Source organism: Aeromicrobium stalagmiti (genome assembly GCF_013283745.1).
Taxonomy (GTDB): Bacteria; Actinomycetota; Actinomycetes; order Propionibacteriales; family Nocardioidaceae; genus Aeromicrobium; species Aeromicrobium stalagmiti.
Genome location: NZ_JABSTZ010000002.1, coordinates 549,918 through 576,898, shown reverse-complemented (window position 1 = coordinate 576,898; position 26,981 = coordinate 549,918). Strand labels below are relative to the sequence as shown.

Sequence of the window (26,981 nt, the reverse complement as noted above, 5' to 3'; positions counted from 1 at the left end):
CCAATAGCGGGCGAGACTTGATCCGTGTCCACCACCCGCCTACGCCTGGCGCCTGCCGAGCGCCGTCAGCAGATCATCGACGCGGCCCGCGTGCTCTACTCCGACCGCGCGTACGACGACGTGTCGACGGCCGAGCTCGCCGAGGCCGCCGGTGTCGCACGTGGGCTGATCAACCACTACTTCGGCGACAAGCGCGAGCTGTTCCTCGACGTCATGCGCGACTCGATCCTCATGCCGGCCCAGGCCCTGCCCGACTACGACGGACGCTCCCTCGAGGAGCGGGCCCGCCTGACGATGGACTGGATCCTCGACGCCGCCACGACCTACGGACAGGCCTGGGTCGCCGCGAGCGGCGCGGCCAACCTGCACGGGGCGTCCGACGTCCAGGCGATCGTCGACGAGGCCGACGACCGTGCTGCACGCCTGGTGCTCGACGCCCTCGGGCTGCCCGACTCCCCCCACCTGCGAGCCCGGCTGCGCCCGACGGCCGCCCTCACCAAGGCCGTGTGCCGCGAGTGGCTGCAGCGCCAGACGTTCACGCGCGACGAGGCACTCGACCTGCTCACCGACAGCGTCCTGCTGTTCGTCCAGAAAGAAGCTCCCATGACGAAGGAACGCCCATGACCCGCATCGGCATCATCGGATCCGGCTTCGGCGCCATCGCCGTCGCCGTCGAGCTCAAGCGGGCCGGTCACACCGACCTGCGCCTCTGGGAGCGGTCGGACGACCTCGGCGGCGTCTGGCGCGACAACACCTACCCCGGCGCGGGCTGCGACGTCCCCTCGCCGCTCTACTCGTTCTCGTTCGAGCCCAACTCGCAGTGGACCCGGCGCTACGCGCTGCAGAAGGAGATCCACGCCTACATCCGCTCCGTCGCCGACAAGCACGGTGTCAGCCCGCTGGTGCGCTTCGGTGCCGAGGTCGTCGCGGCCGCGTGGGACGACGACGCCGCCCAGTGGTCCGTGACGTTCGCCGACCAGACGGTCGAGACCGTCGACGTGCTCGTCAGCGCCGTCGGCCAGCTCTCCCGGCCGCGACTGCCCGACATCGAGGGCGTCGAGTCGTTCGGCGGCACCTCGTTCCACTCCGCGGAGTGGGACCACTCGTTCGACGCCACGGGGCAGCGCGTCGCCGTCGTCGGCGCCGGCGCCAGCGCCGTCCAGTTCATCCCGCACCTGGCCAAGGACGCCGCCGAGCTCGTGGTGTTCCAGCGCTCGGCCAACTACCTCATGCCCAAGCCCGACAAGCCCTACACGGCGTTCCACCGCGGGCTGTTCAAGGCGCTGCCCTTCAGCCAGCGCCTCGAGCGCGGCGGCATCTGGACGATCATGGAGCAGTTCGCGCGGGGTCTCGATGCGACGTCGAAGGTCGGTCGCGTCAACAAGGCGATCGCGATGCGGCACCTGCACCGACAGGTCACCGACCCGACCCTTCGGGCGAAGCTGACGCCCGACTACCCCATCGGGTGCAAGCGCATCCTGTTCAGCAACGAGTTCTACCCCGCTCTCGCCCAGCCCAACGTCGACGTGGTGACCCGCGGCATCACCCGCGTCACCCCCACGGGCGTCGTGGACGACGCGGGCGTCGAGCACGAGGTCGACGCGATCGTCTACGGCACCGGCTTCGACAGCCAGGACTTCCTGGAGTCGATCGACATCACCGGCGCCAACGGCCAGAAGCTCGCGACGCAGTGGACCGACGGCGCCCACGCCTACCTCGGCATGTACGTCCCGGGGTTCCCCAACCTCTTCGTCACCTACGGGCCCAACACCAACCTCGGCGGCGGCTCGATCATCTACATGCTCGAGGCCCAGGCCCGCCACATGCGGCAGGCCGTCGACCGGCTCGAGGCCGGCAGCTACCGGTCCGTGGCCGTCACCGAGGAGGCGGAGCAGGCGTACGACCGAGAGCTCACCCAGAAGCTCGACGACTCCGTCTGGGGGTCGTGCGACAACTGGTACCGCCACCCGTCGGGCCGGATCACGTCCAACTGGCCGGGCGCGACGCTGCCGTTCGCGAAGGCCACCAAGGTCCTCGACCCCGACGCGTTCACGTGGGCATGACCGGCTATCCGGCCGAGCCGTGGGACCTGCACGGCCACGCCTACATCGGTGTGTGGCTCGTCCCCCGCACGCACCTGCCACCGCCCCACTCGGCCGCCACCCGCCCGATCACGATCTTCGGGCGCGGCATCGTCTCGGCCGCCTTCTTCGTCTACGAGCAGCCGAGCCCGCTGACGTACGACGAGATCATGTCGACGGTGCTCGTGCGTCAGGGCTGGCGGCCCCGCGTGTCGATCACGCACATCTGGGTCAACAGCGCCGCGTCGCGCGACGGCGGACGTGACCTCTGGGCCATCCCGAAGGACCTCGCCGACTTCGACGTCGTGCCTCACACCTCCTACACCGCGCAGGGCATCGGCTCCCTCACCGTCCAGCGGGTCCGACGCCTGCCGTTCCGCCTGCCCCTCGGCTTCCGGATAGCCCAGGACCGCGCCGGCGATCTCCTGGTCTCGCCGGTCACGGGGCGCATCAGGATGGGGCTCGCACGGGGGCGGTGGTCGTTCTCGGGCGACGGCCCCCTCGCCTTCCTCGCCGGGCGCAAGCCGTTGCTGACGCTCGCCGCACGCCCGTTCCGGCTGCTCTTCGGTCGTCGGTGACGCCACGCGGGGCGCTCGCCCCGTTCGTGCGGCGGCTCGACAGCGCCTAGGCTCGGGGGATGCGTCGACTCGCGATCATGTCCGTGACCGTCCTCCTCCTCGCTGGCTGCACCTCGGGCAGCGACGACGATGCCTCCGGCGGCGGCAGCGCCGGTGGCGGCTCGTCGAGCAAGGCTCCATCGGCAACCGACTCGACGCCCACGCCGACCGGCCCGGACTGCAGCGACGTCTGGAAGGCCGGCGAGACACTGCCCGCCGACTACGACCAGTGCGTCGCCGACGGCGAGTTCGGCGCCCAGGACGTCATCCCGTGCGAGGACGGCTCGAAGCTCGTGACGTTCGAGGACACCCTCTACGCCGTCACGGGGCAGGAGATCGTCGAGCCCGACGTCGCGCCGCTGCAGGACACCGAGGAGTACGGGACGGTCTACAGCAGCTGCACCGGCGAGGAGTAGCAGCTACTTCGCGGCTGCCCCGAGCACCTGGCCGAGCGCCGTGGTCGTCTTCGGGGCGACCGTCTCCAACAGGTCCTTGACCGGCTTCGTCGAGACCACGATCGGGCCCGCCGTGACCTCGATCGCGTCGGGGCCGACGGCGACCTTGGCCGGTCCGAGGTCGAGGTCGACAGCCGGGGAGCCCGGGGACGCCGCGGGGGTGGTCGCCGGTGCGGTCCGCGTCGGAGCCGCGGTCGGCAGGGCGCCGGCCGCACCAGGCTTCGGGGCCTCGACCGCAGCGGCCGTCGCGGGAGCCTTGTCATCGGCTTCGGCGGCGGAGTGGGCGACCGTCGTGACCGGCGCGATCGTCGAGCTGACCGGTCGGTCCGGGGCCTCGACGGGCGCTGAGGACGGCGCGCTGGCCGAGATCACGGCGGCACCAGTCACGGCGACCGCTGCGGCGGGAACCGCGGCTGTCACGAGCAGCCCCTTGATGCCACCGACGACGTTGGCCAGGAGCGCGCCGCCGGATGCCGTCGCAGCGAGCACCGAGCCGCCACCGATCGCCGCGGCGAGGGCGACAGGCGTGACGATGGCACCGACCTCGCGGTTGACCTCCTGCAGGTCGAGGTAGGCCGCCATGCAGGCGTCGCACGTCTCCAGGTGAGCGTGGACCTTCTCCTGGTCGCGGGAGGTGGCGGTGCGCCGGACGACCGCGGCGAGGTGCCCGCGGGTGGACGAGCACGCCCGTCCGACCTCGGCGTCAGTGGTGCCGACGTGCTGCTGCAGATAGGCCTCGCGCAGGCCCGAGCGTGCCCTGTAGACGAGGGCCGAGACGCTGTTGGGCTTCAGGCCCAGCACGTCCGCCAGCTCGTTGGGCTTGCGTCCCTCGACGTCGAGGTGCCACAGGACGGTGCGCCAACGATCCGGCAGCGACTCGTACGCCGCACGGATCGCGTTCTTCTCGAAGTCGTCGAGGTTGCCGTCGCCGAACGGCACGGCCGTGTCGATCTGGGCGTCGTCGTCGGTCGGCATGACGCGCTTGCTGGCCTTGGCGCGACGTCCGCACTCGTGGCGGATCGACGTGAACAGGTACGCGCGGAACGCGCGGTCCGGACCCTTGCCGCGCTGCAGCAGGTCGAAGATCTGGGCGAAGGCGTCGGAGACTACGTCGTCCGACTCCTCCCGCTGGCCGAGGTGGCGCGCCAGGCGGCGGGCGCCGTAGATGTAGCGGTCATACAGCACCGCGTAGGCCTCGCTGCTCCCCTGCCGGGTCATCTGCAGAAGGTCGTTGTCCTCGAGCTCGTCGATGGACAGGCCATGGTCTGACGGCGCCGCGAGGGCATGCTGGATCGTCACGAGTACTACTCCCCTGGAACGGTGAGACTCGGACATGGATGGCGTCGTCATCTCGGTGTAACTGCAAGTTGCAGTAAGAGAAATACTGACACGTAACTGGTTGTCTCGCACCACAAATCGTTGTGATCCCGGACATAGCGCCATGGCCACCGAGCACCGAGGTCGCGATTCGACGCGGCCATGGCACATCCTGTCCTGCGCGGACCTAAATATGCGAAAACCCCTGCAAGAGCAGGGGTTCGCGGGGTGGGCGATACTGGGTTCGAACCAGTGACCTCTTCGGTGTGAACGAAGCGCGCTACCACTGCGCCAATCGCCCGTGACGTGCGACGGAAACTCTAGCCCATCGACCCTGCGAGGATCGAACCCGGTCGTCTACGGGTCGATCCCCCGGGCTGCCTCGCGTGCCCAGATCTCCTGCGCCCGGCGCGTGACGGGCCCCGGAGCGGCCAGCTCACGGTCGTCGACCTTCGAGATCGCCTGCACGTCGCGGGTGGTGCCGACGAGGATCACCTCGTCCGCGGTCTGCAGCACCTCGATGGGCGCATCCTGCTCCACGACGTCGATCTCGCCGGCGCACCACTGGAGCACCAAGGCACGCGTGACTCCGGCCAGCGGCCCGGCCGACAGCGTCGGCGTGATGAGCCTGTCCCCCACGACGTAGAAGATGTTGGACCCGGTGCCCTCGCACAGCTCGCCGCGCGTGTTGGGCATGACCGCCTCGGACGCCCCCCGCGCGAGCGCGTGCTCGATCATCAGGGCGTTCTCGGCGTACGACGTCGTCTTCAACCCTGAGACGGCTCCACGCTCGTTGCGGGGCCACGGGACGGTCACGATGCTCGCGACGTCCGGAGGGCGCGTCGACGGCTCGGAGATGACCACGTGCGTCAGGTCGCCCCCACCGCGCGGCGATCCCAGTGGACCGCTGCCGGAGGTCACCGTGACCCGGATCCGACCGAACGCGATGTCCTGGCCGTCCATCGTGGCGGCGATGCCCTCACGGATCGCGCCGACGTCCGGCGTGCCGATGCCGAGCCCCTGGGCCGAGCGCACCAGGCGGTCGAGATGACGCGTCAGCGCGAACGGTCGGTTGCCGTTGATCTGCACCGTCTCGAACACTCCGTCGCCCACGATCATGCCGTGGTCGAGGGGGCTGATCACCGGTTCGTCCGGGGTTTGCAGGAGTTCGCCGTTGAACCATGTCCTCATGTCTTCACGCTACGTGACCCCGGTTTGGGACAAGCGTGAACCATCGGCTAATGTTTCTTCTCGGCCTCGCAAAGAGGCCGCTGCGGACATAGCTCAGTGGTAGAGCATCACCTTGCCAAGGTGAGGGTCGCGAGTTCGAATCTCGTTGTCCGCTCGGAGAGGGTCTCCATACCCATCCAGCGGTGGGTTGGCCGAGAGGCGAGGCAACGGACTGCAAATCCGTTTACACGGGTTCAAATCCCGTACCCACCTCTTCAGCACAACTGAATAATCACGGGCGATTGGCGCAGCGGTAGCGCGCTTCCCTGACACGGAAGAGGTCACTGGTTCAAACCCAGTATCGCCCACAGACGAAAACCCCCGGCTTGCCGGGGGTTTTCTGCATGTGCGAACCAAGCCGCCTCTCCCCCGCCGACCTGCCGCGCACGGCCGGCGAGGATGCAGTGATCGCCGAGCCCACGTACGTTCGTGGCATGCGCACCACAGTCACCGTGAACGACGAACAGCACGCCGACCTGGCCCAGAAGGTCGAGGCGGCGGACGAGTCGCTGCGGATCAGCTTCGCCGGCCTGGGCCTCGACGAGATCGTGCCCGAGGTGGAGCGGTCCCTCGCCCAGCTCGATGTCGACCTGCCGGCCGAGACGGTGCGTGCCTGGGCTCAGCACATCCGCGACCGCGAGGACTACGCCCTCCACATCGGCTGATTCAGGCACGGAGGAAGCAGACAGTCTGTAGCGAACTCGCAAGGTCTCTGCGACGGCCCGAACGTATGGTGCGAGGGTCGCCCCTGTCGGCTTCCCCTGGAAGGCAGGGGCGACACCCCCTGCCACCGCACGCATCGAGCCGTTGCGACGGTTTACCGATCGTTTGTCTGTCGTTGGTGGACCGCCCCGCGCCACGTCCGTAGTGTCGAGGACGAGCCGGTTGGTCACGCACGACCGGTGCACACAGCGACTGGCGGGCATCCCTCCATGTGTCCCCGTCGCGACCGAGCCCCCCGGCTGCCACCACCCGGCCGAGGGGCTTCGTCATGTCCGCCACACGTTCGCCCTCCCACCACGGAGAATGTCCCCGTGACCGGTCCCGAACCTCCCTCGCGCTTCCACACCGAGGAAGACCTCGAGCGCGGCCGCAGCAACCCCCTCTTCACGCTGGGTCTCGACAAGCCCTACGACGGGATGTTCCGGATCAGCTTTGAGAACGGCGACCTGCTGGCGCTCCACGTCCGCGGCGAGGATGCTGCGCGGGCCGCGGCACGCGAGGTGACCAGGCTCTGTCTCCACGGATGGGCCCTCGAGCGCTACTCCCCCGCGGACGGCTGGACCGCCACGGGACTGCACGGACGTCCGCCGACGACGCCGGCGACCGACCCCGAGGACGCCTGACCTCTCAGTCGTCGACCGGAAGGCGGTGGCCCCACCGCGAGTCGTCGATCGCCTGCTCCACCGCGGCGTTGAGGGCCGCGCCGATCAGCACCGAGATCGACAAGACGTAGAGCCACAGCAGGACGGCGATGGGCGCAGCGAGCGGCCCGTAGATCGACATGCCGCCGGTCGAGAAGCCGAGAGCCCAGCGGACGAAGTAGCTGCCCAGGATCCACATCGTCAGGGTGAACACCGCCCCCGGCAGTCCCACCCGCCACTTCTTCCTGACCGGCACGGCCAGGTGGTAGAGCGTCGTGAGGAACCCGATCGACAGCACCAGGACCGCCGGCCAGTAGAACATCCGCAGGAACGACCAGCGGTCCGACAGGATGTCGGCCGCCAGCTCGGGCCCGGTCAGCACCAGTGGCACCAGGATGATGCCGATCATCAGTGCCACGACGTAGAGCGAGAACGACAGCGCGCGCGTCTTGACGATGCCCCGGTGGCCGCCGAGCCCGTAGATGATCGAGATCGTGTCGAGGAAGACGTTGAGTGCCCGCGATCCCGACCACAGGGCGAGGACGAAGCCGATCGAGATGACGTCGATGCGGCCGCCGCCCAGCACCTCGTCGAGCGTGGGCGCGATGACCTTGTCGACGGTGCTGTCGGTCAGCGCCTTGGAGGCCAGCTCGATGATGCGGTCCTTGAGCACGTCGACCTGAGCCACGTCATAGCGCTCGGCGATGAACCCGATCGTGCCCGCGAGGCCGAAGACGAGCGGCGGGAGGGACAGGATGGCGAAGAACGCCGCCTCTGCCGCGAGGCCCGTGACGCGATAGCGGAAGCAGCTGCTCACGGTCCGCGCGACGAGCCTGCTGACCGCTTCGGGGATGCCCGGTCGGTCTACCGGTTCCACCGCCATGGCTCTACCGTAGCGACATGGATCCCCTCCAGCGCGCACCTGCGAACCAGGCGTCGCCACTTGTCGGGCACAACGTCGCGACGGCCGACCGAGCCCTCCTCGACGCCGTGACTGCCTTCGGCGGCGACCACGCCCCCCGGATCATCGAGGAGCTCACCCCGATGGGGTCCCTCGCCGGGTCGGCCGAGGCCCGCGAGCACTGGCACCTGGCCAACGAGAACGAGCCGGTCCTGCGCACCAACGACCGCTTCGGCAACCGCATCGACGAGGTGGAGTTCCACCCGTCGTGGCACTGGCTCATGACGCAGGGTGTCGGGTTCGGCCTCACCGCGGAGCCCTGGACGTCGCAGAGCCCCGTGGCCCACCTGCAGCGTGCGGCCGGCTTCTTCACGTGGGGGCAGACCGAGCAGGGCCACATGTGCCCGATCACCATGACGTACGCCGTGATCCCCGCGCTGCGGGTCGACGACGCCGTGGCGAAGCAGTGGACCACAGGCCTCGCCTCGCGCACGTACGACTTCGGCCTGCGGGCCCCCGACCAGAAGGCCGGCCTGCTCGCCGGCATGGGCATGACGGAGAAGCAGGGCGGCTCCGACCTGCGCACCAACACGACGCAGGCGCGTCCGACCGAGACGCACGGCGAGTACCTCCTCACCGGTCACAAGTGGTTCACGTCGGCACCCATGAACGACATCTTCCTGGTGCTCGCCCAGGCGCCCGAGGGCGTCACGTGCTTCGTCGTGCCGCGCATCCGCCCCGACGGCACCCGCAACGGGCTCACGATCGTCCGGCTCAAGGACAAGCTCGGCAACCGCTCCAACGCGTCGAGCGAGCTGGAGTTCACCGACGCCTGGGCCATGCGCCTGGGCGACGAGGGCCGCGGCATCCGCACGATCATCGAGATGGTCTCGGCCACGCGTCAGGACTGCATCCTCGGATCGGCCGGCATCATGCGCAAGGCCGTTGCCGAGGCCGCGTGGCACACCTCGCGACGCGAGGCCTTCGGCGCGACGCTCGCCGACCAGCCCGCGATGATCAACGTGCTCGCCGACCTCGCGGTCGAGAGCGAGGCCGCCACGATGGTGTCGCTGCGCCTGGCCTCGGCGGTCGACAAGCCCCACGACGCCCACGAGCAGGCGCTGCGCCGCATCGGCCTGGCCCTCGAGAAGTTCTGGGTCTGCAAGCGCACCCCCTTCATGGTGGCCGAGGCGCTGGAGTGCCTCGGTGGCAACGGGTACGTCGAGGAGTCGGGCATGCCGCTGCTGTTCCGCGAGTCGCCCCTCAACTCCATCTGGGAGGGCAGCGGCAACGTCAACGCCCTGGACGTCCTGCGGGCGCTGGGGCGCGAGCCCGAGAGCCTCGACGCGTGGATCACCGAGGTCGGCACCGTGCGCGGCGAGAACCGCCACCTCGACGCGATGGCCGAGACCGTGCTCACCGAGCTCGCCGACCTGTCCGACATCGAGACCCGTGCCCGCCGCATCGCCGGGCAGATGGCCGCCGTCCTGCAGGGCACCGTCCTGCTCCAGCACGGTGACCCGGCCGTGGCCGACGCGTTCTGCGCCTCCCGCCTCGGCGGCGACTGGGGCGGTACGTTCGGCACCCTGCCCCGAGGACTCGACCTCGCCGGCATCGTCGCCCGCACCACGCCTCACCTGGAGTCCTGATGGGCCGCACCGTCCCGATCGCCGTCCTCACGTCGGCGATCACCACGCTCGTCGCCGCATTCGCCCTCCGGGCAGCCGATGCGACGCTCGCCGTCGTCGCGATAGCCGCCGTCGCGGTCCTGTTCACCTGGTACGCGCAGCTGCACACGACCGACGAGCGCTCCGGTGCCGGCATGGTCAACCCCGCCTCCGCCGTCGCGCTCGCCGTCGTCGGCCGTGGCCCCTGGTCGACGCTCCTGCCCACGGTGGCGGCTCACGCCGTCGGTGGCGTGATCGGCGGCCTCCTCGCCCTGACGCTCGACGACCGGCTCGGCGACACGCTCGTCTACGCCGACCCGGGCCTCGTCGTTGCCGGTGTCGGTGCGGCACTGGTGGGACTGATCGGGGCCTGGGCCACGCTCAGCGTCGACGGCGGCGGCCCGGAGGCGCTGGCGGGTGTGCCCGCCGTGGTGGGCGGCGCCGTCCTGCCACTCGGCCTCCTGACGGTCTTCCACCCCGCGGCCGTCATCGGCCTCGCGACGGCCGGCCTCATGCCGTGGGACGCCGCTCTCGTGGCCGCCGGAGCGACCCTGCTGGCTGCCGTGGTGGGCGCCTATGCCGTGTCGGTCCTCGTCCCGGGCGAGTGACCCGGACCACAAGCAGCACGGGTTTTCTGCGGCATCCCGCAGAGCGTGTCCACGATGCGGACAGACGTCCCAGATAGCGGGACGATTGCTTGTCCTGAGCGCGACCCGCGTCCAGACTGATCACATGCTTTCGGCACAGACACTCTGGCTCGTGGGACGTCTCCACGTTGACCTCGGTCGTGCCCGCAACATGATGTGTCGCTGATCAACGCGCGACCTCTGCACTGATCTCGAAGCACCACACCGTCGAATCAATCCAGGCGCGCGGCGACCTTCCCGTGACGAACCTGTCCTGATCGCCGTGCGCCCTGTCTCCAAGGGACGTTCATGGCATCAGCACCCGGTACCGACACACCCGCCCGTCGTCCGCGCCCCAAGCGCGGCGAGGGCCAGTGGGCGTTGGGCTACCGCGAGCCGCTGAACGCCAACGAGCAGTCCAAGAAGGACGACAACCCGCTCAACGTCCGCGCCCGCATCGAGAACATCTATGCGCACCGCGGCTTCGCCTCGATCGACGGCGGCGACCTGCGCGGCCGCTTCCGCTGGTGGGGCCTCTACACCCAGCGCAAGGAGGGCATCGACGGCGGCAAGACCGCGACGCTCGAGCCCGAGGAGCTCGACGCCGAGCACTTCATGATGCGCGTGCGCGTCGACGGCGGGCAGCTCAACCTCGAGCAGCTGCGCACCGTCGCCGGCATCTCGGTCGACTTCGCCCGCGACTCCGCCGACATCACCGACCGCGAGAACATCCAGTACCACTGGATCGACGTCCGCGACGTCCCGACGATCTGGGAGCGCCTCGAGAGCGTCGGCCTCTCGACCCAGGAGGCCTGCGGCGACTGCCCCCGCGTCATCCTGGGCTCCCCCGTCGCCGGCATCTCCGCCGACGAGATCATCGACGGCACGTCCGCGATCGACGCGATCGAGAGCCGCTACATCGGCGACCGCAACTTCTCGAACCTGCCTCGCAAGTTCAAGTCCGCCATCAGCGGCCACCCCGGCCACGACGTCGTGCCGCAGATCAACGACATCGCGTTCATCGGTGCGGGGCACCCCGAGCACGGCCCCGGCTTCGACCTGTGGGTCGGCGGCGGCCTGTCGACCAACCCCAGGCTCGCGCAGCGCGTCGGCGTGTGGGTCGGCCTCGACGACGTGCCCGCGGTGTGGGAGGGCGTCGTCAGCGTCTTCCGCGACTACGGCTACCGCCGCCTGCGCACCCGGGCACGCCTGAAGTTCCTCGTCGACGACTGGGGCATCGAGAAGTTCCGCGAGGTCCTGGAGAACGAGTACCTCGAGCGCACCCTGCCCGACCTCGAGGCTCCCGAGATGCCCGAGACGCCGCTCGACCACGTCGGCATCCACCCGCAGACCGACGGACGTTTCTACGTCGGCGCCGCCGCCACCGTCGGCCGCATCTCCGGCACGCTGCTCAACAACCTGGCCGACGTCGTCGAGGCGCACGGCGGCACGCGCATCCGCCTGACGCCGATGCAGAAGCTCGTCGTCCTCGACATCGAGGAGGACCGGGTCGAGTCGCTCGTCGAGGCCCTCGCCGAGCTCGGCCTGTACGCCCGCCCGTCGCAGTGGCGTCGCAACACCATGGCGTGCACCGGCATCGAGTACTGCAAGCTCGCGATCGTCAACACCAAGGACACCGCGCGCACCCTCATCGACGAGCTCGAGCAGCGCGTCCCCGAGCTGGACACGCCGATCACGGTCAACGTCAACGGCTGCCCCAACTCGTGCGCCCGCATCCAGACCGCCGACATCGGCCTCAAGGGCATGCTCGTCAACGACGCCGACGGCAACACCGTCGAGGGCTTCCAGGTCCACCTCGGTGGCGCCCTGGGCCTCGAGGCCGGCTTCGGACGCAAGCTGCGCGCCCACAAGGTCGCCGCCGGCGAGCTGCCCGGCTACGTCGAGAAGCTCTCGCGGACCTATCTCGAGCAGCGTGACGACGACGAGTCGTTCGCCCGCTGGGTCGCCCGTGCCGACGAGGAGGTGCTGCGCTGATGAAGGAGCCGCAGACCACGACCGACTTGCGTGGTGCGCACGGCCCTCGGCCGGGTTCGCCCCGGCCACGACGAGGGAGAGTGACGTCATGACGGGGCGCGCCGTCCCGTTCCACTGCCCCTACTGCGCCGACGAGGACCTGCGTCCGCACGGCGAGAAGCACGGCGAGTGGGAGTGCCGCTCCTGCCTGAGGGCGTTCCGGCTCGGCTTCGTCGGCCAGCTCGCACCCGGCGACCTCACCACCCACTGACCACCCCAGCACGACCCATCGCACCACCCCCAGGAAGGAGGCAAGCATCATGACCGCACCAGCACTCATTGCTCTTGCGCACGGCAGCACCGATCCGCGTTCTGCCCAGACCATCACAGCCCTCACGGAGATGGTCGCGTGCATGCGCCCCGACCTCCGGGTGGAGGCCGCGTTCCTCGACCACGTCGGACCGTCGTTCGACGAGGCCGTCGACCAGCTCGTCGCCGAAGGTCACCAGGAGATCGTCGTCGTCCCGCTGCTGCTCAGCGAGGCGTTCCACGCCACGGTGGACGTGCCGAACGTCGTCGCGGCCGCTCTCGAGCGGCACGTCGGCATCAAGGTGCACGCCACCAAGGTGCTCGGCATCGAGTCGGCCTTCTTCCACGTGCTCGACAAGCGACTGCGCGAGGCACTGTCCAAGAACCGCGTGCGTGAGCTCGACGCACTGGTCCTGGCCGGAGCCGGATCGTCCGACCCGCTCGCCAACGCAGCGATCTCGCGAGCGGCCCGCGCGTGGGGTGCCCACCACAAGCTCCCGACGATCGCGGCGTTCGCCTCGAGCGTGCCGCCGGCCGCGGGCGAGGCCGTCCGTCAGCACCGAGCCGACGGTCGCCGTCACATCGCGGTGGGCCAGCTGTTCCTCGCGCCGGGCGTCCTGCCCGACCGGGTGGCCGAGCTGGCCTACGAGGCCGGCGCCGTCGCGGTCGCCGAGCCACTGGGCGTCGACGTCGAGGTTGCCCGGGTCGTCCTCGCCCGCTACGCCGTGGGCGCAGTCGACCTCGTGCCGCTCGAGGCACTGTTCGCCTGAGCCACCTGCCCCGGGGTGGTCGGGTGATCACTCGACCACCCCGGGACACTCGCCCGTAGGATCTGCTCATCTCCCGCCACCTGCGACTCCCGCTCCTCGGCCTCGCCCTGTCCGCGGCCGCCGTGGTGGCCGGGTGCGCCGCCGGGACCGAGGCGACCCCTGCCGACGAGTCGTTCACGGTCGTCGTCATCCCCGACACCCAGAGCTACACCGTCGACGACGAGCTGGCCGCCACGATGTCGCGGCAGACCCGGTGGATCCGAGACACCCGCAGCACCCTCGACACGGCCTTCGCCGTGCAGGTCGGCGACCTCGTCGAGTCGCACCCCAACGAGCTCATGTGGAAGCGCGTGAGCGGCGCCATGAAGGTGCTCGACGACGCCGGTGTGCCCAACAGCGTCCTGACCGGCAACCACGACATGGACGTCACGACCGGCGAGGCGGCGATGTTCGACCGCTACTTCCCGCCGAGCCGCTACGAGGACGCCGGCTGGACCCCGCGCTCCGCGACGTACGGCGGGCACTTCGCCGACCGCGGCAACCAGGACAGCTACAGCCTCTTCAGCGCCGGCGGGCTCGACTTCATGATGCTCAACCTCGAGTACGAGTCGCCGGACGCGACGCTGGCGTGGGCCCAGGGCGTCCTCGACGCGCACCCCGACCGCCGGGTCATCCTGGCGACCCACGGGTTCGTCAACACCGACAGCGTCCGGTCCGACTTCACGACGCGGTCCGACCCGCACCTCAACACCGCCCCACAGGTGTGGGACAAGCTCGTGGTCGGCAACTGCAACATCTTCATGGTCGTGAGCGGGCACTGGACCAGCCGCACCGACCCCACGCAGGGCGAGGGACGCCGCACCGACCCCAACGCCTGCGGGCAGCCCGTTCACCAGGTGCTCAGCAACTACCAGGGACGACCCCACGGCGGCGACGGCTGGCTGCGCTACTACACCTTCGACCCGGCGGCCGACACGATCGTCGCGCGCACCTACTCCCCCACCCTCGATCGTTTCGAGACCGACGCCGACAGCGCGTTCACGCTCGACTACGCCATGAGCTCGCCCGACGACGACCTGCTCGACGTCGTGGTGCCGACGGGCGCGCAGTGGCGCTACCGATTCGCCGAGGGTGAGCCCCCGGACGACTGGACGGCCCCCGGGTTCGACGCAGGAGCGTGGCGGAAGGGTCAGGCCTCGCTCGGCTTCGGCGGCTACCGGCCGACCACCGACCTCGCCGGCGAGGTCACCGACGAGCAACGCCCCCTGACGGCCCAGCTGCGTCGCTACGTCGACCTCGACGACGCCAGTGCGCTGCGCGGGCCACGTCTCACGGTCCAGGCTGATGACGGTGTCGTGGTCTACGTCAACGGCACCGAGGTGGGACGGGCGAACATGCCCGACGGCACGATCACGGCCGGCACCTACGCCACGAAGGCCAGGAGCCACCAGGACGCGGTCGAGCGACCTGTCACGTTCACCGTCCCGGACGGCCTGCTGCACGACGGCACCAACGTGATCGCCGCCGAGGTGCACAGCAACTACCGGGCCTCGCCCGACATGACGTTCGACCTCGCGATGAGCTCGCTCGTCCCGTAGTCATACGTTGGACGGGTGAGTCCACGACCGAGCCGCGAGTCCGCGGTCTCGTGGGTGCTGCTCGGCGCCCTCGTCGCCGGCGTCTCGGCCCTCCTGGGTGCGCTGGGCCTTCCCTCGCCGGTGCTGTTCGGCGGCCTGCTGGGCGGCCTCGCGTTCGCGCTCGGCTCGAGCCGCAGCGTGAGCGTCCCGTCGTGGACGTTCACGATCGGCCAGGGCATCATCGGCGTCACGGTGGGCGCGTCGGTCGACTTCGACACCCTCGCCGATCTCGGTGGCGACTGGCCCGCCGTGCTCGTCATCTCCGTCGTCACGCTGGTCCTCAGCGTCGTCGCCGGGCAGCTGCTCAGGCTGCACCGCGGCGTCACGCCCGTCACGGCCTCGTTCGCGTCCGTCGCCGGCGGCGCCTCCGGGATGGCCGCGGTCGCCAACGACCTCGGTGCCGACGACCGTGTCGTGACCGTGATCCAGTACCTCCGGGTGCTGGTCATCCTGCTCGCGATGCCGGCGGCCGTGTCGTGGATCTTCGACGCCGAGACCGGCGACGCGGCCGGTGTCACCGCCCCCGTCACGACGTGGACCGGCGTCGCGTACGCCGCGCTCGCCGTCGGCCTCGGCATCGGTCTCGGGCGGCTGCTCCGGCTGCCGTCACCCGCGGTGCTCGGCGCGCTGCTGGCCTCCGTGGCGCTCGCGACGCTGCCCGTCTTCGACGACGTGAAGGTCCCGGTGTGGATCCAGGGCCTCGGGTTCCTGCTGATCGGCCTGCAGGTGGGCCTCCGCTTCACGCTCGAGAGCCTCAAGGCCATCGGCCGCATGCTGCCCACGGCGCTGCTGGTCATCGCGCTCATCATCGGCATCTGCGCCGCCTTCGGGCTGCTGCTGGCCGAGCTCACCGGGGTCTCCGAGCTCGACGCCTACCTCGCCACGACTCCCGGCGGTCTCTACGCCGTCCTGGCGACGTCGGCCGACACCGGCGGCAACGTCACGTTCGTGACGGCCGTCCAGCTCATCCGACTCCTGCTGGTGCTGCTCGCGGCGCCGCTGCTCGGGCGGTGGCTCACCAGCCGCGGACGCTGACCTACATCGCCGCGAGCCGGGCCCTCTGGGCCTCGACGTCGAAGTCAGCGGGCGGCCAGCCCAGGTCGAGCTCGCGCAGCTGCTCGAGCAGCAGGGTCGCGACGGCCCAGTTGCGATACCACTTGCGGCCGCTCGGCACGAGGTGCCAGGGCGCAGCGTCGGTGGAGCACCGTTCGATCGCGATCGCGTAGGCGGCCTGGTAGTCGTCCCAGACCTCCCGCTCGTCGAGGTCGCCGGGGTTGAACTTCCAGCGCTTGGTCGGATCGTCCAGTCGCGCGGCGAGCCGGTCCCTCTGGTCTTCCTTGGTGATGTGCAGGAAGCACTTGACGATGACGCCTCCGGAGTCGGCGAACGACTGCTCGAAGGCGTTGATGGCGTCGTAGCGGCGCTCGATCTCGTCGGGGGTCGCGAGCGACCGCACCCGGCCGATGAGCACGTCCTCGTAGTGCGAGCGGTCGAAGACGCCGATCATGCCGACGTCGGGAAGGGCCTTCTCGACCCGCCACAGGAAGTCGTGCTCGAGCTCTTCGGCCGTGGGCTTCTTGAACGAGGTGACCGCCAGACCCTGCGGGTCGACGAGGCCGGCGACGTGGCGGATGATGCCGCCCTTGCCCGACGTGTCCATGCCCTGGAGCACGAGGAGCACCCGGTCCCGGGTCGACTCCGACCGTCCCGCCGCGAACAGCTGCTCCTGCAGGTCGCTCATCTCGGCGCCGATCTTTACGAGTGCGTCTGCCGCGTCCTCCTTGGTCCGCTCGAAGCCTGGGGTGGCGCGGGAGTCGAACGACGACAGGTCGATCGCGCCGGAGACGGACAGCTGGGAGCCAAGTGCCTGAGCCATGTCGGCAGTATGCCCGACCACGCGAAGCGGTTCGTGGTTCCGTAGGGTTCAGGCATGCAGCCCGACGACGCGGAGATCGAGCGCCTCTACGCGTACCCGGCCTCGGACCGTCCGTGGGTGCGCAGCAACTTCGTCGCGACGCTCGACGGCGCGGCGCACGCGTCCGACGGCCGCTCCGGATCGCTCGGCGGCGACATCGACACACACGTCTTCTCGATCCTGCGCTCGCTGGCCGACGTCGTCGTCGTGGGTGCGGGCACCGCTCGCGACGAGGGCTACGGGCCGTCGAGCGTCCCGATCGCCATCGTCAGCCGCAGGCTCGACGTTCCAGACGCCCTGCTCGTGCCGGGCCAGATCGTCATCACGACGGCCGACGCCCCTGCTGAAGCCCTCGCGCGTCTGCGCGACGTCGTCGACGTCATCGCGGCCGGCACCGGCTCCATCGACTGGACGCAGGTGCTCGAGCAGCTCGCCGCCCGCGGCCTGACCCGAGTGCTCTGCGAGGGCGGTCCGTCCCTGCACGGCGACCTGGTCGCCCTCGACCTCGTCGACGAGATCTGCCTGACCGTCGCCCCCGTCCTCGCCGCCGGCGAGGCACCCCGCATCGCCCACAGCCCCACCGCGGTCGACCGCCCCATGACGCTCGGACACGCGCTCGACGTCGACGGGGTGCTGCTGACCCGATGGGTGCGCGACCGCACGTAGGCTTGAACCAACGAAGGGACACCGCACATGTTTGACGTGGCACTGCTCATCGAGCGCGAGCTCAAGGATCTCGACGCCGACCAGATCGTCGCCCTTCACGAGGGACTCGACGACACCGTCCGCTACCACCTGCTACTGCCGGTCGAGAGCGACTCGGCTGTCCTCGCGTCGTCGATGGGCGCCCTGGGTGGTCAGGTCGTCCCGATGACCGAGCCGGCCCTCCTCGACGAGGTGCAGGACGAGGTCGTGCGCGCCGGACAGTCCGAGCTCGAGGCCAGCGCCGCGCTGCTGACCGCCCGGGGCCAGCAGGTCTCGGCGACCCTCACCGAGGACGACCCGATCGACGCGCTCCTCGCTCTCGTCAAGGAGACTGCCTCGTCCGAGGTCATCATCCTCACCGAGCCGCACCTGGTGAAGGAGTTCCTCCAGATCGACTGGACCTCACGCGCCCAGCGCAAGCTAGACGTCCCGAGCGTCCACCTGCTCGAGCACGTCCCGTTCGACGCCCAGCGCTGAGTCGTCGTCGCTGAGCGGGTCGGCGCTGGTGTGCCGACGTAGGCTTGAGGCATGAGCAAGCAGAGCGACAAGACGTACGCCGTCGACAAGACCGACGAGCAGTGGAAGGCCGAGCTGAGCCCCGCCGAGTACCAGGTGCTCCGCAAGGCCGGCACCGAGCGTCCGTTCAGCTCGTCCTACGAGACCGACCCCACCGTCGGCGTCTATGCGTGCCGCGCCTGCGGTGCCGAGCTGTTCCGCAGCGAGACCAAGTTCGACGCGCACTGCGGCTGGCCGGCGTTCTACCAGCCGTTGGCCGAGGACCGGGTCGAGTACATCGAGGACCGCTCGCTGTTCGGCGGCGTCCGCACCGAGGTGCGCTGCGCCACCTGCGGCTCGCACCTCGGGCACGTCTTCGAGGGCGAGGGCTTCGGCACCCCCACCGACCAGCGCTACTGCATCAACGGCGTCAGCCTCAAGCTGCAGGCCGACCCGAAGTAGCCCTGACAGTCTCGGCACCCTCGCCGGCTCAGCCTCAGGGCCAGAGGCTGGTGAGCTCGCTGACGGTGTGCACCTTGCCGGTGTAGAACGGCACCTCTTCGCGCACGTGGCGGCGCGCCTGGCTGGCCCGCAGGTCGCGCATGAGATCGACGATGCGGTGCAGCTCGGCGGCCTCGAAGGCCAGGATCCACTCGTAGTCGCCCAGCGCGAACGACGCGACGGTGTTGGCCCGCACGTCGGGGTAGGGGCGCGCCTGCATGCCGTGCTCCTTGAGCATCGCCCGACGCTCCTCCTCCGGCAGGAGGTACCACTCGTACGAGCGCACGAACGGGTAGACGCAGACATAGGCCTGCACCTCCTCGTCGGCCATGAAGGCGGGGATGTGCGAGCGGTTGAACTCCGCGGGACGGTGCAGGGCCATCTGCGACCAGACCGGTGCCATGCGCGAGCCCAGCGCGGTGCGGCGGAACGCGTTGTAGGCGGCCTGCAGCGCGTCGCTCGTCGGCGCGTGCCACCAGACCATGAGGTCGGCGTCGGCGCGCAGACCGCTCACGTCGTAGGTGCCACGGACCACGACGTCGTCGGCCGCCAGCTTGGCGAAGAGCGCCTCGACCTCGGCGGCCTCGGCCTGACGGTCGGCGTCGCCGAGCACCCGGTCGAGGCGGAAGACCGACCACATCGTGTAGCGGATGGTCTCGTTGATCTCCTTGGCCAGCTTGCCCACGTTAGGAATGCGCTCTGCGGGGATGTGGTCGCTCATGAGTCCAGTGTCCCAGCGTCGAGCAACCGGCGCGCAGCCGCCCGACCCGACGCGATCACGGCGGGGATGCCGACGCCCCGATAGGCCGCTCCGCACACCTCGAGACCCTGCACCCCGGCGACGGAGCGCTCGACCGTCTCGACCCGGTCGAGGTGACCGACGTCGTACTGCGGCAGGCCTCCGCCCCAGCGCTGCACGACCCAGTCGGTCGGCTCCGGCAGCCCGCCGAACGCGTCGCGCAGGTCGGCGAGCGCGCGGGTGGCGAGGTGCCCGTCGTCGTGCTGCAGCAGCGTGGTCTCCCCCGCCCGGCCCACCGACGTGCGGATGACCGTGCGACCCGTCGCGGCGACCCACGCCCACTTGTTGGAGGACACGGTCGCCGCCTTGATGAACGTGCCGTCGACGGGTGGCACCAGGAAGCCCGATCCCTCCGGCACCTCGGCGTCGTCGAAGACGTAGGTGATGATCGCCATGCTGGCGTAGTCGATCGCGGCGAGGGCAAACGCCGCCTCGGGTGCCTCCTGGGCGAGCAGTCGCGCCGCAGCCGGGGCCGGGGCGGCCACCACGACGGCGTCGACGTCGAGCTGCTCGACGTCGGTCGTCGGGCCGACGGAGAGTCGCCAGCCGTCTGCCGTGCGGGTCACCGCACGCACGGTCGCGTCGACCCGCGCCTCGATGCCCGGCGTCGCGGCGACGACTGCGGGCAGCTGCGCCACTCCCCCGACGAGCCCGGCGAAGACGGGCCCCGTGGCGGTCGCCGCGGCGCGGTGCTCGGCGGCTGCGGTGATGAGGTCCTCGCCGAGCGCGGCGATCTGGGGCGTCGTGGCGCGCAGCGACAGCTGGTCGGTGTGCCCGGCGTAGACACCGCCGAGCAGCGGCTCGACGAGGCGGTCGAGCACGTCGCGCCCGAGGCGCTCGGTGACGAAGTCGGCGACGGAGACGTCCTCGTCGGGCACCGGGAGGATGCGCGGTGACGGCATCTCTGCGATGCCCGACGCGGCCAGTGCAGCGGCGTCGGCCGGGATGCCCATGACCGTCGGCGGCATGGCACGCAGGGTTCCGTGCGTCCAGATGGACGCCGTGATCGTCTCGGGATGCACGACGCGGTCGTCGAGCCCGACCCCGTGCACGAGGTCGAGCCCCTCGGGCCGGCGCGCGAGGATCGACTCGGCCCCGAGGTCGAGCGTCAGCCCGCCGACCTCGCCGAGTCGCAGCTTGCCGCCGATGCGGTCCGACCCTTCGAGCACCACGACCTCGGCGCCCGAGGTCGCCAGCTCGTACGCGGCGGCCAGTCCGGCCATGCCCCCTCCGACGACAGCGACCCTCACGGCGCTACGCGGACTCGTAGCCGTGGACGAAGTCGACCAACCGCGCGAGCGCGTCGGGGTCGGTCGCCGGCAGGACGCCGTGGCCCAGGTTGAAGATGTGGCCCTCGGCCGCACGACCGGCGTCGAGCACCTCGGCGGCGCGAGCCTGCATGAACTCGGTCGGCGCGAACACGACGGTCGGGTCGAGGTTGCCCTGCACGGCCTTGCCCGGCCCGATGCGGCGCACGGCCTCGTCGAGCGGCACCCGCCAGTCGACGCCGACGACGTCGGCTCCCGCGTCGCCCATCGAGTGCAGCAGCTCACCGGTGCCGACACCGAAGTGGATGCGGGGCACGCCCAGGTCGGCGACCGAGGCGAGCACGGCCGCCGAGTGCGGCTTGACGTACGTCTCGTAGTCGGCGAGCGACAACGCCCCGGCCCACGAGTCGAACAGCTGGATCGCGGACGCCCCCGCCTCGACCTGGGCCCGCAGGAACTGCCCGGCGATGACCGCCATGCGGCCCAGCAGCGCGTGCCAGAGCTCGGGATCGGAGTACATCAGCTGCTTGGTCAGGCGGTGGTCGCGGGACGGGCCGCCCTCGACGAGGTAGGACGCGAGGGTGAACGGTGCGCCGGCGAAGCCGATCAGCGGCGTCGAGCCCAGCTCGCCCACCAGGGCCGTGACGGCGTCGGTGATCGACGAGATGTCGTCGGGCTCGATGTCGCGGAACTGCTCGAGCTGCGCGGCCGAGCGGATCGGCTCGGCGACGACGGGGCCCGTGCCGGGCACGATGTCGAGGTCGACGCCGATCGCCTTGAGCGGCACGACGATGTCGGAGAAGAAGATCGCGGCGTCTACGCCGTAGCGGCGCACCGGCTGCATCGTGATCTCGACGACCATGTCGGTGCGGAAGCACGACTCCAGCATCGCGGTGCCCTCGCGGATCGCGAGGTACTCCGGAAGGGAGCGGCCGGCCTGGCGCATGAACCAGACCGGGGTGTGAGCCGGGCGTTCGCCACGGCAGGCCTGCAGGAACGCGCTGTCGGTCAGGGTGGAGGTCACGCCCTCAGTCTCTCAGGTCGTGCGGAGTGTCGTGGCCGAGGCCTGACCCCGACACGCCTACCATCGCAGGGTGGCAGTCAGAAGCGAGATCGACCGCACACCCGCCCAGTTCACGGCCGCGGTCGAGCAGGTGCGGCACGCCGTCCTTCGACCCGAGGTCGTGGTGGACGAGATGCCTGCGCCCCAACGCATCGCCCCCTACGCCTTCGCGTCGAGCGGCGACGTCCTCGTCGGCGACGACGAGCTGGCCACCGGGCGGTTCATCCTCCTGCACGATCCGGCCGGCAACGACGCCTGGGGCGGCACGTTCCGCTGCGTGACGTTCGCGCGCGCCGACATCGAGGCCGACATGGCCGCCGACCCCGTGCTGCCGAGCGTCGGCTGGAGCTGGCTCACCGAGGCGCTCGACGCGTACGGCAGCGCCTACGACGCGGCCAGCGGCAGCGTGACCGTCGTCCGGTCCGAGGCGTTCGGCGGGATGGAGGCCGAGGGAGCCGACGCGCAGATCGAGGTCCGTGCCTCGTGGACACCCCAGACCGACTCCCCCACCGCCGACATGGGCGGTCACGCCGCGGCGTGGTCCAACCTGCTGTGCGCCATCGCCGGCCTGCCACCGCTGTCGCCCGGCGTCATCCCCCTGCAGCGCAGGCGTGGTGTCCGTTGACGGCACCACACGACGACCACATCGAGGCGACTAACGAGGCGCCTGAGCCGGTCGAGCCCGAAGCACCCCGCCTCGAGCTCCGCGACCCGTTGCCGCCGGTGGTCGACACCCCCGAGCAGCTGCAGGACACGTGCGAGCGCATCGCGGCCGGCACCGGGCCCATCGCGCTCGACGCCGAGCGCGCCTCCGGCTACCGCTACTCCCAGCGCGCCTACCTGATCCAGATCCGCCGGGAGGGATCGGGCACGCACCTCGTCGACCCGATCGCGTTCGACAGCCTCGTGCCGCTCGACACGGCATTCGACGGCAACGAGTGGATCCTGCACGCCGCCACGCAGGACCTCATGTGCCTGGCCGAGGTCGGTCTCTACCCCGAGAAGCTGTTCGACACCGAGCTCGCCGGTCGCCTGCTCAACCTCCCGCGAGTCGGCCTCGCCGCCCTCGTCGAGCACTACCTCGGCCTGAGCCTGGCCAAGGAGTTCTCGGCCGCCGACTGGTCGACGCGTCCGCTGCCCGAGCCGTGGCTGGTCTACGCCGCGCTCGACGTCGAGGTGCTCGTCGAGCTGCGCGACCTCATCGACGCCGACCTGCAGAAGGCCGGCAAGCGCGAGTGGGCCGCCGAGGAGTTCGAGTCCCTCCTGCTGTTCCAGGGACCGCCGGAGCGCAAGGAGCCGTGGCGTCGCACGTCGGGCATCCACAAGGCCCGCGGGCGCCGAGCACTCGGCATCGTCCGCGAGATCTGGGAGACGCGCGACCGCATCGCCGAGTCGCGCGACACGACCCCGGGTCGCGTCCTGCCCGACGCATCGATCCTCGAGCTGGCGACGTCGCCGCCGCAGGACGTCTCGGCCCTCAAGAGCATGCGCATCATGCGCAACCGCGGGCCGCGCCGCTTCGTCAGCGAGTGGTTCGACGCGATCGAGCGCGGGCTCGCCCTCGACGAGATCAAGCTGCCGACCACCAACCAGCGCACCGACGGCCCCCCGCCGCCGCGTGCGTGGGCCGACAAGAACCCCGAGGCTGCCGACCGTCTGGGGCGCAGTCGCGAGGCCGTCACGGCGATCGCCGAGGCCAACGACCTGCCGCCGGAGAACCTCATCTCCCCCCAGCTCGTGCGCAACCTGGCGTGGGAGCCGCCCGCCGAGGTGACGCTGGAGTCGGTGAGCGCGATCCTGCGTGACCAGGGCGCACGGGAGTGGCAGATCGGACTCGTGGCCGATGCCCTGAGCGACGCCCTCTCACCTGCTTCTGGCTGAGATCACACCCCACTGGCCCTGCAAGTGAGTGTTGCCTAGCCTTACACTCAAGGGGTGCTAGCCAACTTCCTGATCGGTCTGCGTGAAGGCCTCGAAGCAAGCCTCGTCGTGAGCATCCTCATCGCCTACCTGGTCAAGACCAACCGGCGCCACGACGTCCGCTACATCTGGTACGGCGTCGGCACCGCCGTCGCGCTGGTCGTCGGCGTGTTCACGGTGGTCAACATCGCCATCGGGTCGCTGCCCTTCCGGACCCAGGAGCTCGTCGGTGGCACGCTGTCGATCCTCGCTGCCGGACTGGTGACCTGGATGATCTTCTGGATGCGTCGCACGGCGCGCGGGCTCAAGAAGGAGCTCGAGAGCGAGCTGGCCGACGCCGTGGCCCTCGGCCCGCTCGCCGTCGCCGTCGTCGCCTTCCTCACCGTCGGTCGCGAGGGTCTCGAGACCGCCGCGATCATGTACGGCACCGTGGCCGACGCCTACACGCCCCAGCCGTTCCTCGGTGCGGCCGGTGGCCTGCTCGTCGCCGTCGTGCTCGGCTACCTCATCTATCGGGGAGCCATCTCGGTCAACCTGGGCAAGTTCTTCACCGTGACGGGCTACCTCCTGATCGTCGTGGCCGCCGGCGTCCTCGCCTACGGCATCTACGACCTGCAGGAGGCCGGCTTCCTCCCCCGCCTGACGTTCGAGGTCGGTGGCATCTCCAACCTCGGCAACGCGATCTTCGACATCTCGTCGGCGATCCCGCCCGACAGCTGGTACGGGACGCTGCTCAAGGGCACCGTCAACTTCCAGCCCAACCCGTCGTGGCTCCAGGTCATCGGCTGGGCGCTCTACCTCGTCCCGGTGCTGTGGCTCTACTCCCGCAAGCCCGCGGCCAAGGCCCCTGCACCTGCGCCCCAGACCCCCGTCGACGCCCGCCAGTAGTTGATCGTCGGGGCTACCGTGTCCCCATGACTTCGGCCCCCGACGGAGCTCGATGAGCGAGTTCAAGAAGCCTTCGCTGCCCGGTCCTGCGCTCTTCGAGGCGCAGACCGACGGCCGCGACCCGGCCGAGGCGACGGCCGCCGGCCACCGGATCGCGAACCTGCTGGTCCGGGGCCCGCGCAGCGACGACGACCAGGGGCTGGTCGATCGGGTGCTCCACCTCGCCGACGAGGAGGGCCTGGGCGCGATCGCCGAGCTGTGGTCGCACGCAGCGGCCGACAGCCTCGCCGGAGCGCTCTGGCGGCTCTACCTGCTCCGCACGTGGGTGCACCGCCAGCCCGACCAGGCAGCCCGCGAGTACGCGGCCGGCAAGGCGTACGCACCGGTCAACGAGGTCCTGGCGGGCGTGGTCGACCCGCCCGGGCCCGGCGAGGTCATCGCCCTGGTCGACACGGTCGTGCGCGGCATCGTCGGCAGCGACTTCGACGTCACGCTCGACCGCGCCGCCGCGTTCGCGCACATCGTCGGCGTCGGTCGGGCCCAGCTCGACAGCGGCGATCCGCACAGCGGTGCCAAGCTCGTCGACACCGCGATGCACCTGCGTCGGGCCGCCGAGCTGGAGCGTTCCGGCGAGCTCCACTGAAGGTCACACGCAACGGGCTTGTGTGGCACCCGTCAGCGGTTAGGCTTGTCGACGCGTCGGGCTGCGGTAGCCCCGGGTCCCACAATTAGCCGCTACGAGCGGCCATGCGCCGTGAGGCGCTTCCCAGCCCGGCGCGACCCCTCCTCCTCGCCATCTCGGATGGCCCGCCAGGACCAGATCCGGGTCATCTTCCGCTAATTCGAGGACGGCCTGTCTCTCATCGCCTAGCGTGGGACGTTCGGGGGTCGAGGGGCCCACGATCGCCGGCCGGTGATCGGTTCCGGGGGCGACCACCGGTCGGCCTGGACCCCTCGTCCCGCCGACGTCATCTGGGCGCGAAGGTCGTGTACGAGTGCTGCGGCGCGCCGATCTGCGCCAGCTCGTCGATGTCAGCGGCGGACGGCATCCAGTCGGCGGCGGCAGCGTTGGCGGCCACCTGCTCGGGACGGGTCGCTCCCGCGATCACGCTCGTCACGGCCGGTTGAGCGGCCAGGCCACCGATCGCCAGCTCGAGGATGCTGATGCCCCGCGCCTCGGCAAACGTCTCGAGCTGCTCGATGCGGTCCCAGTCGGCGGTCCTCAGCCGTTCGGCCTGCGAGGCGAGGTCGAGACGCGAGCCGGCCGGCGGCGCCTGGTCGCGGCGGTACTTGCCCGTCAGCAACCCGTACGCGAGCGGGAAGTAGGGCAGGATCCCGACGCCCAGCTCGAGGCACGCCGGCGTGAGCTCGACCTCGGCCGTGCGGTTGTAGAGGGAGTACTCGTTCTGGGCCGTCACGTAGGACGCGAAGCCGTGGGTGCGCGCGATCCACGCCGCGTCGACGACCTGCCAGGCCTGGAGGTTGGAGGACCCGATCGCCCGCACCTTGCCCTCGGTGACGAGCGCGTCCATGGCGCCCAGCGTCTCCTCCAGCGGTGTCGTGGGGTCGGGGGTGTGGAACTGGTAGAGGTCGATGTGATCGGTGCCGAGGCGGCGCAGGCTCGCCTCGACGGCCGTGCGGACGTACGACGCAGTGCCGCGACGGCCACCGTCGTCCCCATTGACTCCGCCCATGTCCATGCCGAACTTCGTGGCGATGACGACCTCGTCGCGGCGTCCGGCGAGCGCCGCGCCGAGCAGCTCCTCGCTCTGGCCGTGGCCATAGCTGTCGGCCGTGTCGAAGAACGTGACGCCGTGCTCGAACGCCGCGTCGACGACGGCCGTCGTCTGGGCCTGGTCGATGCGCGACCCGAAGGCGTTGCAGCCGATGCCGACGGTCGAGACGGCGATGTCGCTGGATCCGAGGGTGCGAGGTGAGGTGCTCATACGTCCAGCCTAGGCACGGCCCGAGTGTGACCTGCTTCACATCCGTGACCGCGTCACGTGACGCACGTCGCACCGTCACTCCTGCAGTCGTCCCACCACCGGTTCCAGGGGGGTGGTGGGACGACGCGGGATTTCACTCCGGCGGGTCGACCTCCCGTAGACTCGCCGAATGCTCATGAGGTCAGCGGGTCGCAGGACCGCCGCCGTGCTCATGATCGCCCTCGTCGCGATGCTGCTCGTCGCCACGGGCGGACCGGCTCGCGGCACGCAGCACCGGGTCAGCGCCGGCAACGGCGCGGCGGCCGCCGCGCCCCAGACCGGGCGTCAGGTGGACGTCCCCGCGCCCGTGCAGCACGATCAGCCGTCCCACCTGCTGGACCTTGCCTCGACACCGCCGTCGCCTGACGCAGCACCCCTGGTGACCGTCGGGACCTCGAGCGCCGACGGCCAGACGCCGTACGTCGACGCCTCGCCCGTGACGCCGACCGGACGGGCGCCGCCGGCTCCCTGAGCCCGCGCCCACCAGTCCGTCC

General features: G+C 70.5%; 29 protein-coding genes and 4 tRNA genes. 24 read left to right on the top strand and 9 right to left on the bottom strand.

Annotated elements, in window-relative coordinates; genetic code table 11:
• Positions 1 to 24 precede the first annotated feature (24 nt).
• From HQK15_RS11780 to HQK15_RS11765, 4 genes are read left to right on the top strand one after another with little or no spacing between them, the layout of a single operon-like run.
• Entirely contained in the window at positions 25 to 624 is a 600-nt protein-coding gene (locus HQK15_RS11780) for a TetR/AcrR family transcriptional regulator (protein WP_173491643.1), read from the top strand.
• Entirely contained in the window at positions 621 to 2,063 is a 1,443-nt protein-coding gene (locus HQK15_RS11775) for a flavin-containing monooxygenase (RefSeq protein WP_173491642.1), read from the top strand. Before HQK15_RS11780 ends, HQK15_RS11775 begins: the two co-directional genes overlap by 4 nt.
• Entirely contained in the window at positions 2,060 to 2,659 is a 600-nt protein-coding gene (locus HQK15_RS11770; RefSeq protein ID WP_173491641.1) for an acetoacetate decarboxylase family protein, read from the top strand. The genes HQK15_RS11775 and HQK15_RS11770 overlap by 4 nt, the downstream gene beginning before the upstream one ends.
• Positions 2,660 to 2,718: 59 nt before the next feature.
• A complete protein-coding gene (locus HQK15_RS11765; protein WP_173491640.1) occupies positions 2,719 to 3,114 on the top strand; it encodes a hypothetical protein in 396 nt (131 codons plus the stop codon).
• A 3-nt stretch (positions 3,115 to 3,117) separates the two neighbouring features.
• On the opposite strand, the gene HQK15_RS11760 is transcribed toward HQK15_RS11765, so the two are convergent.
• The 3 genes from HQK15_RS11760 to HQK15_RS11750 all read right to left on the bottom strand — a co-directional run bounded on the left by HQK15_RS11760 (position 3,118) and on the right by HQK15_RS11750 (position 5,661).
• Positions 3,118 to 4,452 carry a sigma-70 family RNA polymerase sigma factor gene (locus HQK15_RS11760; protein WP_173491639.1) on the bottom strand — a complete coding sequence of 445 codons (1,335 nt, stop codon included), beginning with the start codon at positions 4,450 to 4,452 and terminating at the stop codon, positions 3,118 to 3,120.
• A 247-nt stretch (positions 4,453 to 4,699) separates the two neighbouring features.
• A tRNA-Val gene (locus HQK15_RS11755) sits at positions 4,700 to 4,771 on the bottom strand.
• A gap of 56 nt (positions 4,772 to 4,827) precedes the next feature.
• Positions 4,828 to 5,661: an aminotransferase class IV gene (locus tag HQK15_RS11750; protein ID WP_173491638.1), complete on the bottom strand. Its 834-nt coding sequence runs from the start codon at positions 5,659 to 5,661 to the stop codon at positions 4,828 to 4,830.
• Between the two features lie 82 nt (positions 5,662 to 5,743).
• Between HQK15_RS11750 and HQK15_RS11745 the strand changes: the two genes are divergently transcribed.
• From HQK15_RS11745 to HQK15_RS11725, 5 genes are all read left to right on the top strand, one after another.
• Positions 5,744 to 5,815, top strand: a tRNA-Gly gene (locus HQK15_RS11745).
• Between the two features lie 27 nt (positions 5,816 to 5,842).
• A tRNA-Cys gene (locus HQK15_RS11740) sits at positions 5,843 to 5,913 on the top strand.
• Positions 5,914 to 5,936: 23 nt separating this feature from the next.
• Positions 5,937 to 6,008: transfer RNA gene (locus HQK15_RS11735), tRNA-Val, on the top strand.
• Between the two features lie 126 nt (positions 6,009 to 6,134).
• Positions 6,135 to 6,365: a hypothetical protein gene (locus HQK15_RS11730; RefSeq protein WP_173491637.1), complete on the top strand. Its 231-nt coding sequence runs from the start codon at positions 6,135 to 6,137 to the stop codon at positions 6,363 to 6,365.
• A gap of 369 nt (positions 6,366 to 6,734) precedes the next feature.
• The gene (locus HQK15_RS11725) at positions 6,735 to 7,046 is read left to right on the top strand and encodes a hypothetical protein (protein WP_173491636.1); all 312 of its coding nucleotides are present in this window, start codon (positions 6,735 to 6,737) and stop codon (positions 7,044 to 7,046) included.
• A gap of 4 nt (positions 7,047 to 7,050) precedes the next feature.
• Here the strand turns inward: HQK15_RS11725 and HQK15_RS11720 are convergent, their stop codons facing one another.
• Positions 7,051 to 7,947 (bottom strand): YihY/virulence factor BrkB family protein, encoded by an 897-nt coding sequence (locus HQK15_RS11720; RefSeq protein ID WP_173491635.1) that lies wholly within the window; start codon positions 7,945 to 7,947, stop codon positions 7,051 to 7,053.
• A 17-nt stretch (positions 7,948 to 7,964) separates the two neighbouring features.
• Here HQK15_RS11720 and HQK15_RS11715 point away from each other — a divergent pair, with 17 nt between their 5' ends.
• From HQK15_RS11715 to HQK15_RS11685, 7 genes are all read left to right on the top strand, one after another.
• On the top strand, positions 7,965 to 9,614 hold the full coding sequence (locus tag HQK15_RS11715; RefSeq protein WP_173491634.1) for an acyl-CoA dehydrogenase family protein: 1,650 nt from the start codon (positions 7,965 to 7,967) through the stop codon (positions 9,612 to 9,614).
• Entirely contained in the window at positions 9,614 to 10,240 is a 627-nt protein-coding gene (locus HQK15_RS11710; RefSeq protein ID WP_173491633.1) for a hypothetical protein, read from the top strand. Before HQK15_RS11715 ends, HQK15_RS11710 begins: the two co-directional genes overlap by 1 nt.
• 327 nt (positions 10,241 to 10,567) lie before the next feature.
• On the top strand, positions 10,568 to 12,253 hold the full coding sequence (locus HQK15_RS11705) for a nitrite/sulfite reductase (RefSeq protein WP_173491632.1): 1,686 nt from the start codon (positions 10,568 to 10,570) through the stop codon (positions 12,251 to 12,253).
• Positions 12,254 to 12,341: 88 nt separating this feature from the next.
• Positions 12,342 to 12,503, top strand: coding sequence for a hypothetical protein (locus tag HQK15_RS11700; protein ID WP_173491631.1), 162 nt, complete (start codon positions 12,342 to 12,344; stop codon positions 12,501 to 12,503).
• A 49-nt stretch (positions 12,504 to 12,552) separates the two neighbouring features.
• A complete protein-coding gene (locus tag HQK15_RS11695) occupies positions 12,553 to 13,311 on the top strand; it encodes a sirohydrochlorin chelatase (RefSeq protein WP_173491630.1) in 759 nt (252 codons plus the stop codon).
• Positions 13,312 to 13,433: 122 nt separating this feature from the next.
• A complete protein-coding gene (locus HQK15_RS11690; protein WP_173491629.1) occupies positions 13,434 to 14,909 on the top strand; it encodes a metallophosphoesterase family protein in 1,476 nt (491 codons plus the stop codon).
• 15 nt (positions 14,910 to 14,924) lie between these two features.
• Positions 14,925 to 15,983: an AbrB family transcriptional regulator gene (locus HQK15_RS11685; RefSeq protein ID WP_173491628.1), complete on the top strand. Its 1,059-nt coding sequence runs from the start codon at positions 14,925 to 14,927 to the stop codon at positions 15,981 to 15,983.
• A gap of 1 nt (position 15,984) precedes the next feature.
• On the opposite strand, the gene HQK15_RS11680 is transcribed toward HQK15_RS11685, so the two are convergent.
• Positions 15,985 to 16,824: a PPK2 family polyphosphate kinase gene (locus HQK15_RS11680; protein ID WP_173491627.1), complete on the bottom strand. Its 840-nt coding sequence runs from the start codon at positions 16,822 to 16,824 to the stop codon at positions 15,985 to 15,987.
• Between the two features lie 54 nt (positions 16,825 to 16,878).
• Here HQK15_RS11680 and HQK15_RS11675 point away from each other — a divergent pair, with 54 nt between their 5' ends.
• From HQK15_RS11675 to msrB, 3 genes are read left to right on the top strand one after another with little or no spacing between them, the layout of a single operon-like run.
• Complete coding sequence (locus tag HQK15_RS11675) at positions 16,879 to 17,529, top strand: pyrimidine reductase family protein (protein WP_173491626.1); 651 nt, start codon at positions 16,879 to 16,881, stop codon at positions 17,527 to 17,529.
• A gap of 27 nt (positions 17,530 to 17,556) precedes the next feature.
• On the top strand, positions 17,557 to 18,045 hold the full coding sequence (locus HQK15_RS11670) for a hypothetical protein (RefSeq protein WP_173491625.1): 489 nt from the start codon (positions 17,557 to 17,559) through the stop codon (positions 18,043 to 18,045).
• A gap of 51 nt (positions 18,046 to 18,096) precedes the next feature.
• Entirely contained in the window at positions 18,097 to 18,525 is a 429-nt protein-coding gene (gene msrB, locus HQK15_RS11665) for a peptide-methionine (R)-S-oxide reductase MsrB (RefSeq protein ID WP_173491624.1), read from the top strand.
• 34 nt (positions 18,526 to 18,559) lie between these two features.
• On the opposite strand, the gene hemQ is transcribed toward msrB, so the two are convergent.
• The 3 genes from hemQ to hemE are packed head-to-tail and all read right to left on the bottom strand — an operon-like array spanning position 18,560 to position 21,655.
• The gene (gene hemQ / locus HQK15_RS11660) at positions 18,560 to 19,285 is read right to left on the bottom strand and encodes a hydrogen peroxide-dependent heme synthase (protein WP_173491623.1); all 726 of its coding nucleotides are present in this window, start codon (positions 19,283 to 19,285) and stop codon (positions 18,560 to 18,562) included.
• Positions 19,282 to 20,613, bottom strand: a complete 1,332-nt coding sequence (hemG, locus tag HQK15_RS11655) for a protoporphyrinogen oxidase (RefSeq protein ID WP_173491622.1) — start codon at positions 20,611 to 20,613, stop codon at positions 19,282 to 19,284. Before hemG ends, hemQ begins: the two co-directional genes overlap by 4 nt.
• A gap of 4 nt (positions 20,614 to 20,617) precedes the next feature.
• Complete coding sequence (gene hemE, locus HQK15_RS11650; protein ID WP_173491621.1) at positions 20,618 to 21,655, bottom strand: uroporphyrinogen decarboxylase; 1,038 nt, start codon at positions 21,653 to 21,655, stop codon at positions 20,618 to 20,620.
• A 70-nt stretch (positions 21,656 to 21,725) separates the two neighbouring features.
• Between hemE and HQK15_RS11645 the strand changes: the two genes are divergently transcribed.
• Genes HQK15_RS11645 through HQK15_RS11630 form a run of 4 tightly spaced genes read left to right on the top strand, consistent with a single transcriptional unit; the run spans position 21,726 to position 25,145 of the window.
• On the top strand, positions 21,726 to 22,319 hold the full coding sequence (locus HQK15_RS11645) for a DUF3000 domain-containing protein (protein ID WP_173491620.1): 594 nt from the start codon (positions 21,726 to 21,728) through the stop codon (positions 22,317 to 22,319).
• The gene (locus HQK15_RS11640) at positions 22,316 to 23,575 is read left to right on the top strand and encodes a ribonuclease D (protein WP_217361600.1); all 1,260 of its coding nucleotides are present in this window, start codon (positions 22,316 to 22,318) and stop codon (positions 23,573 to 23,575) included. The genes HQK15_RS11645 and HQK15_RS11640 overlap by 4 nt, the downstream gene beginning before the upstream one ends.
• Before the next feature lie 54 nt (positions 23,576 to 23,629).
• Positions 23,630 to 24,502, top strand: coding sequence for an iron uptake transporter permease EfeU (efeU, locus tag HQK15_RS11635; protein WP_173491619.1), 873 nt, complete (start codon positions 23,630 to 23,632; stop codon positions 24,500 to 24,502).
• Positions 24,503 to 24,554: 52 nt separating this feature from the next.
• Complete coding sequence (locus HQK15_RS11630) at positions 24,555 to 25,145, top strand: hypothetical protein (RefSeq protein ID WP_173491618.1); 591 nt, start codon at positions 24,555 to 24,557, stop codon at positions 25,143 to 25,145.
• A 325-nt stretch (positions 25,146 to 25,470) separates the two neighbouring features.
• Here HQK15_RS11630 and HQK15_RS11625 read toward each other — a convergent pair whose 3' ends face one another.
• Entirely contained in the window at positions 25,471 to 26,448 is a 978-nt protein-coding gene (locus HQK15_RS11625; RefSeq protein ID WP_173491617.1) for an aldo/keto reductase, read from the bottom strand.
• Positions 26,449 to 26,617: 169 nt separating this feature from the next.
• On the opposite strand from HQK15_RS11625, the gene HQK15_RS11620 reads away from it, so the two are divergent.
• Positions 26,618 to 26,959 carry a hypothetical protein gene (locus HQK15_RS11620; RefSeq protein WP_173491616.1) on the top strand — a complete coding sequence of 114 codons (342 nt, stop codon included), beginning with the start codon at positions 26,618 to 26,620 and terminating at the stop codon, positions 26,957 to 26,959.
• Positions 26,960 to 26,981 lie beyond the last annotated feature (22 nt).

Bases quoted from the DNA above. Each gene is read 5' to 3' on its own strand.
- HQK15_RS11775 (WP_173491642.1), top strand. From the start codon at position 621: ATGACCCGCATCGGCATCATCGGATCCGGCTTCGGCGCCATCGCCGTC.
- HQK15_RS11770 (WP_173491641.1), top strand. From the start codon at position 2,060: ATGACCGGCTATCCGGCCGAGCCGTGGGACCTGCACGGCCACGCCTAC.
- HQK15_RS11765 (WP_173491640.1), top strand. From the start codon at position 2,719: ATGCGTCGACTCGCGATCATGTCCGTGACCGTCCTCCTCCTCGCTGGC.
- HQK15_RS11750 (WP_173491638.1), bottom strand. From the start codon at position 5,661: ATGAGGACATGGTTCAACGGCGAACTCCTGCAAACCCCGGACGAACCG.
- HQK15_RS11730 (WP_173491637.1), top strand. From the start codon at position 6,135: ATGCGCACCACAGTCACCGTGAACGACGAACAGCACGCCGACCTGGCC.
- HQK15_RS11720 (WP_173491635.1), bottom strand. From the start codon at position 7,947: ATGGCGGTGGAACCGGTAGACCGACCGGGCATCCCCGAAGCGGTCAGC.
- HQK15_RS11715 (WP_173491634.1), top strand. From the start codon at position 7,965: ATGGATCCCCTCCAGCGCGCACCTGCGAACCAGGCGTCGCCACTTGTC.
- HQK15_RS11710 (WP_173491633.1), top strand. From the start codon at position 9,614: ATGGGCCGCACCGTCCCGATCGCCGTCCTCACGTCGGCGATCACCACG.
- HQK15_RS11705 (WP_173491632.1), top strand. From the start codon at position 10,568: ATGGCATCAGCACCCGGTACCGACACACCCGCCCGTCGTCCGCGCCCC.
- HQK15_RS11700 (WP_173491631.1), top strand. From the start codon at position 12,342: ATGACGGGGCGCGCCGTCCCGTTCCACTGCCCCTACTGCGCCGACGAG.
- HQK15_RS11695 (WP_173491630.1), top strand. From the start codon at position 12,553: ATGACCGCACCAGCACTCATTGCTCTTGCGCACGGCAGCACCGATCCG.
- HQK15_RS11680 (WP_173491627.1), bottom strand. From the start codon at position 16,824: ATGGCTCAGGCACTTGGCTCCCAGCTGTCCGTCTCCGGCGCGATCGAC.
- HQK15_RS11675 (WP_173491626.1), top strand. From the start codon at position 16,879: ATGCAGCCCGACGACGCGGAGATCGAGCGCCTCTACGCGTACCCGGCC.
- HQK15_RS11670 (WP_173491625.1), top strand. From the start codon at position 17,557: ATGTTTGACGTGGCACTGCTCATCGAGCGCGAGCTCAAGGATCTCGAC.
- msrB (WP_173491624.1), top strand. From the start codon at position 18,097: ATGAGCAAGCAGAGCGACAAGACGTACGCCGTCGACAAGACCGACGAG.
- hemQ (WP_173491623.1), bottom strand. From the start codon at position 19,285: ATGAGCGACCACATCCCCGCAGAGCGCATTCCTAACGTGGGCAAGCTG.
- HQK15_RS11630 (WP_173491618.1), top strand. From the start codon at position 24,555: ATGAGCGAGTTCAAGAAGCCTTCGCTGCCCGGTCCTGCGCTCTTCGAG.
- HQK15_RS11625 (WP_173491617.1), bottom strand. From the start codon at position 26,448: ATGAGCACCTCACCTCGCACCCTCGGATCCAGCGACATCGCCGTCTCG.
- HQK15_RS11620 (WP_173491616.1), top strand. From the start codon at position 26,618: ATGCTCATGAGGTCAGCGGGTCGCAGGACCGCCGCCGTGCTCATGATC.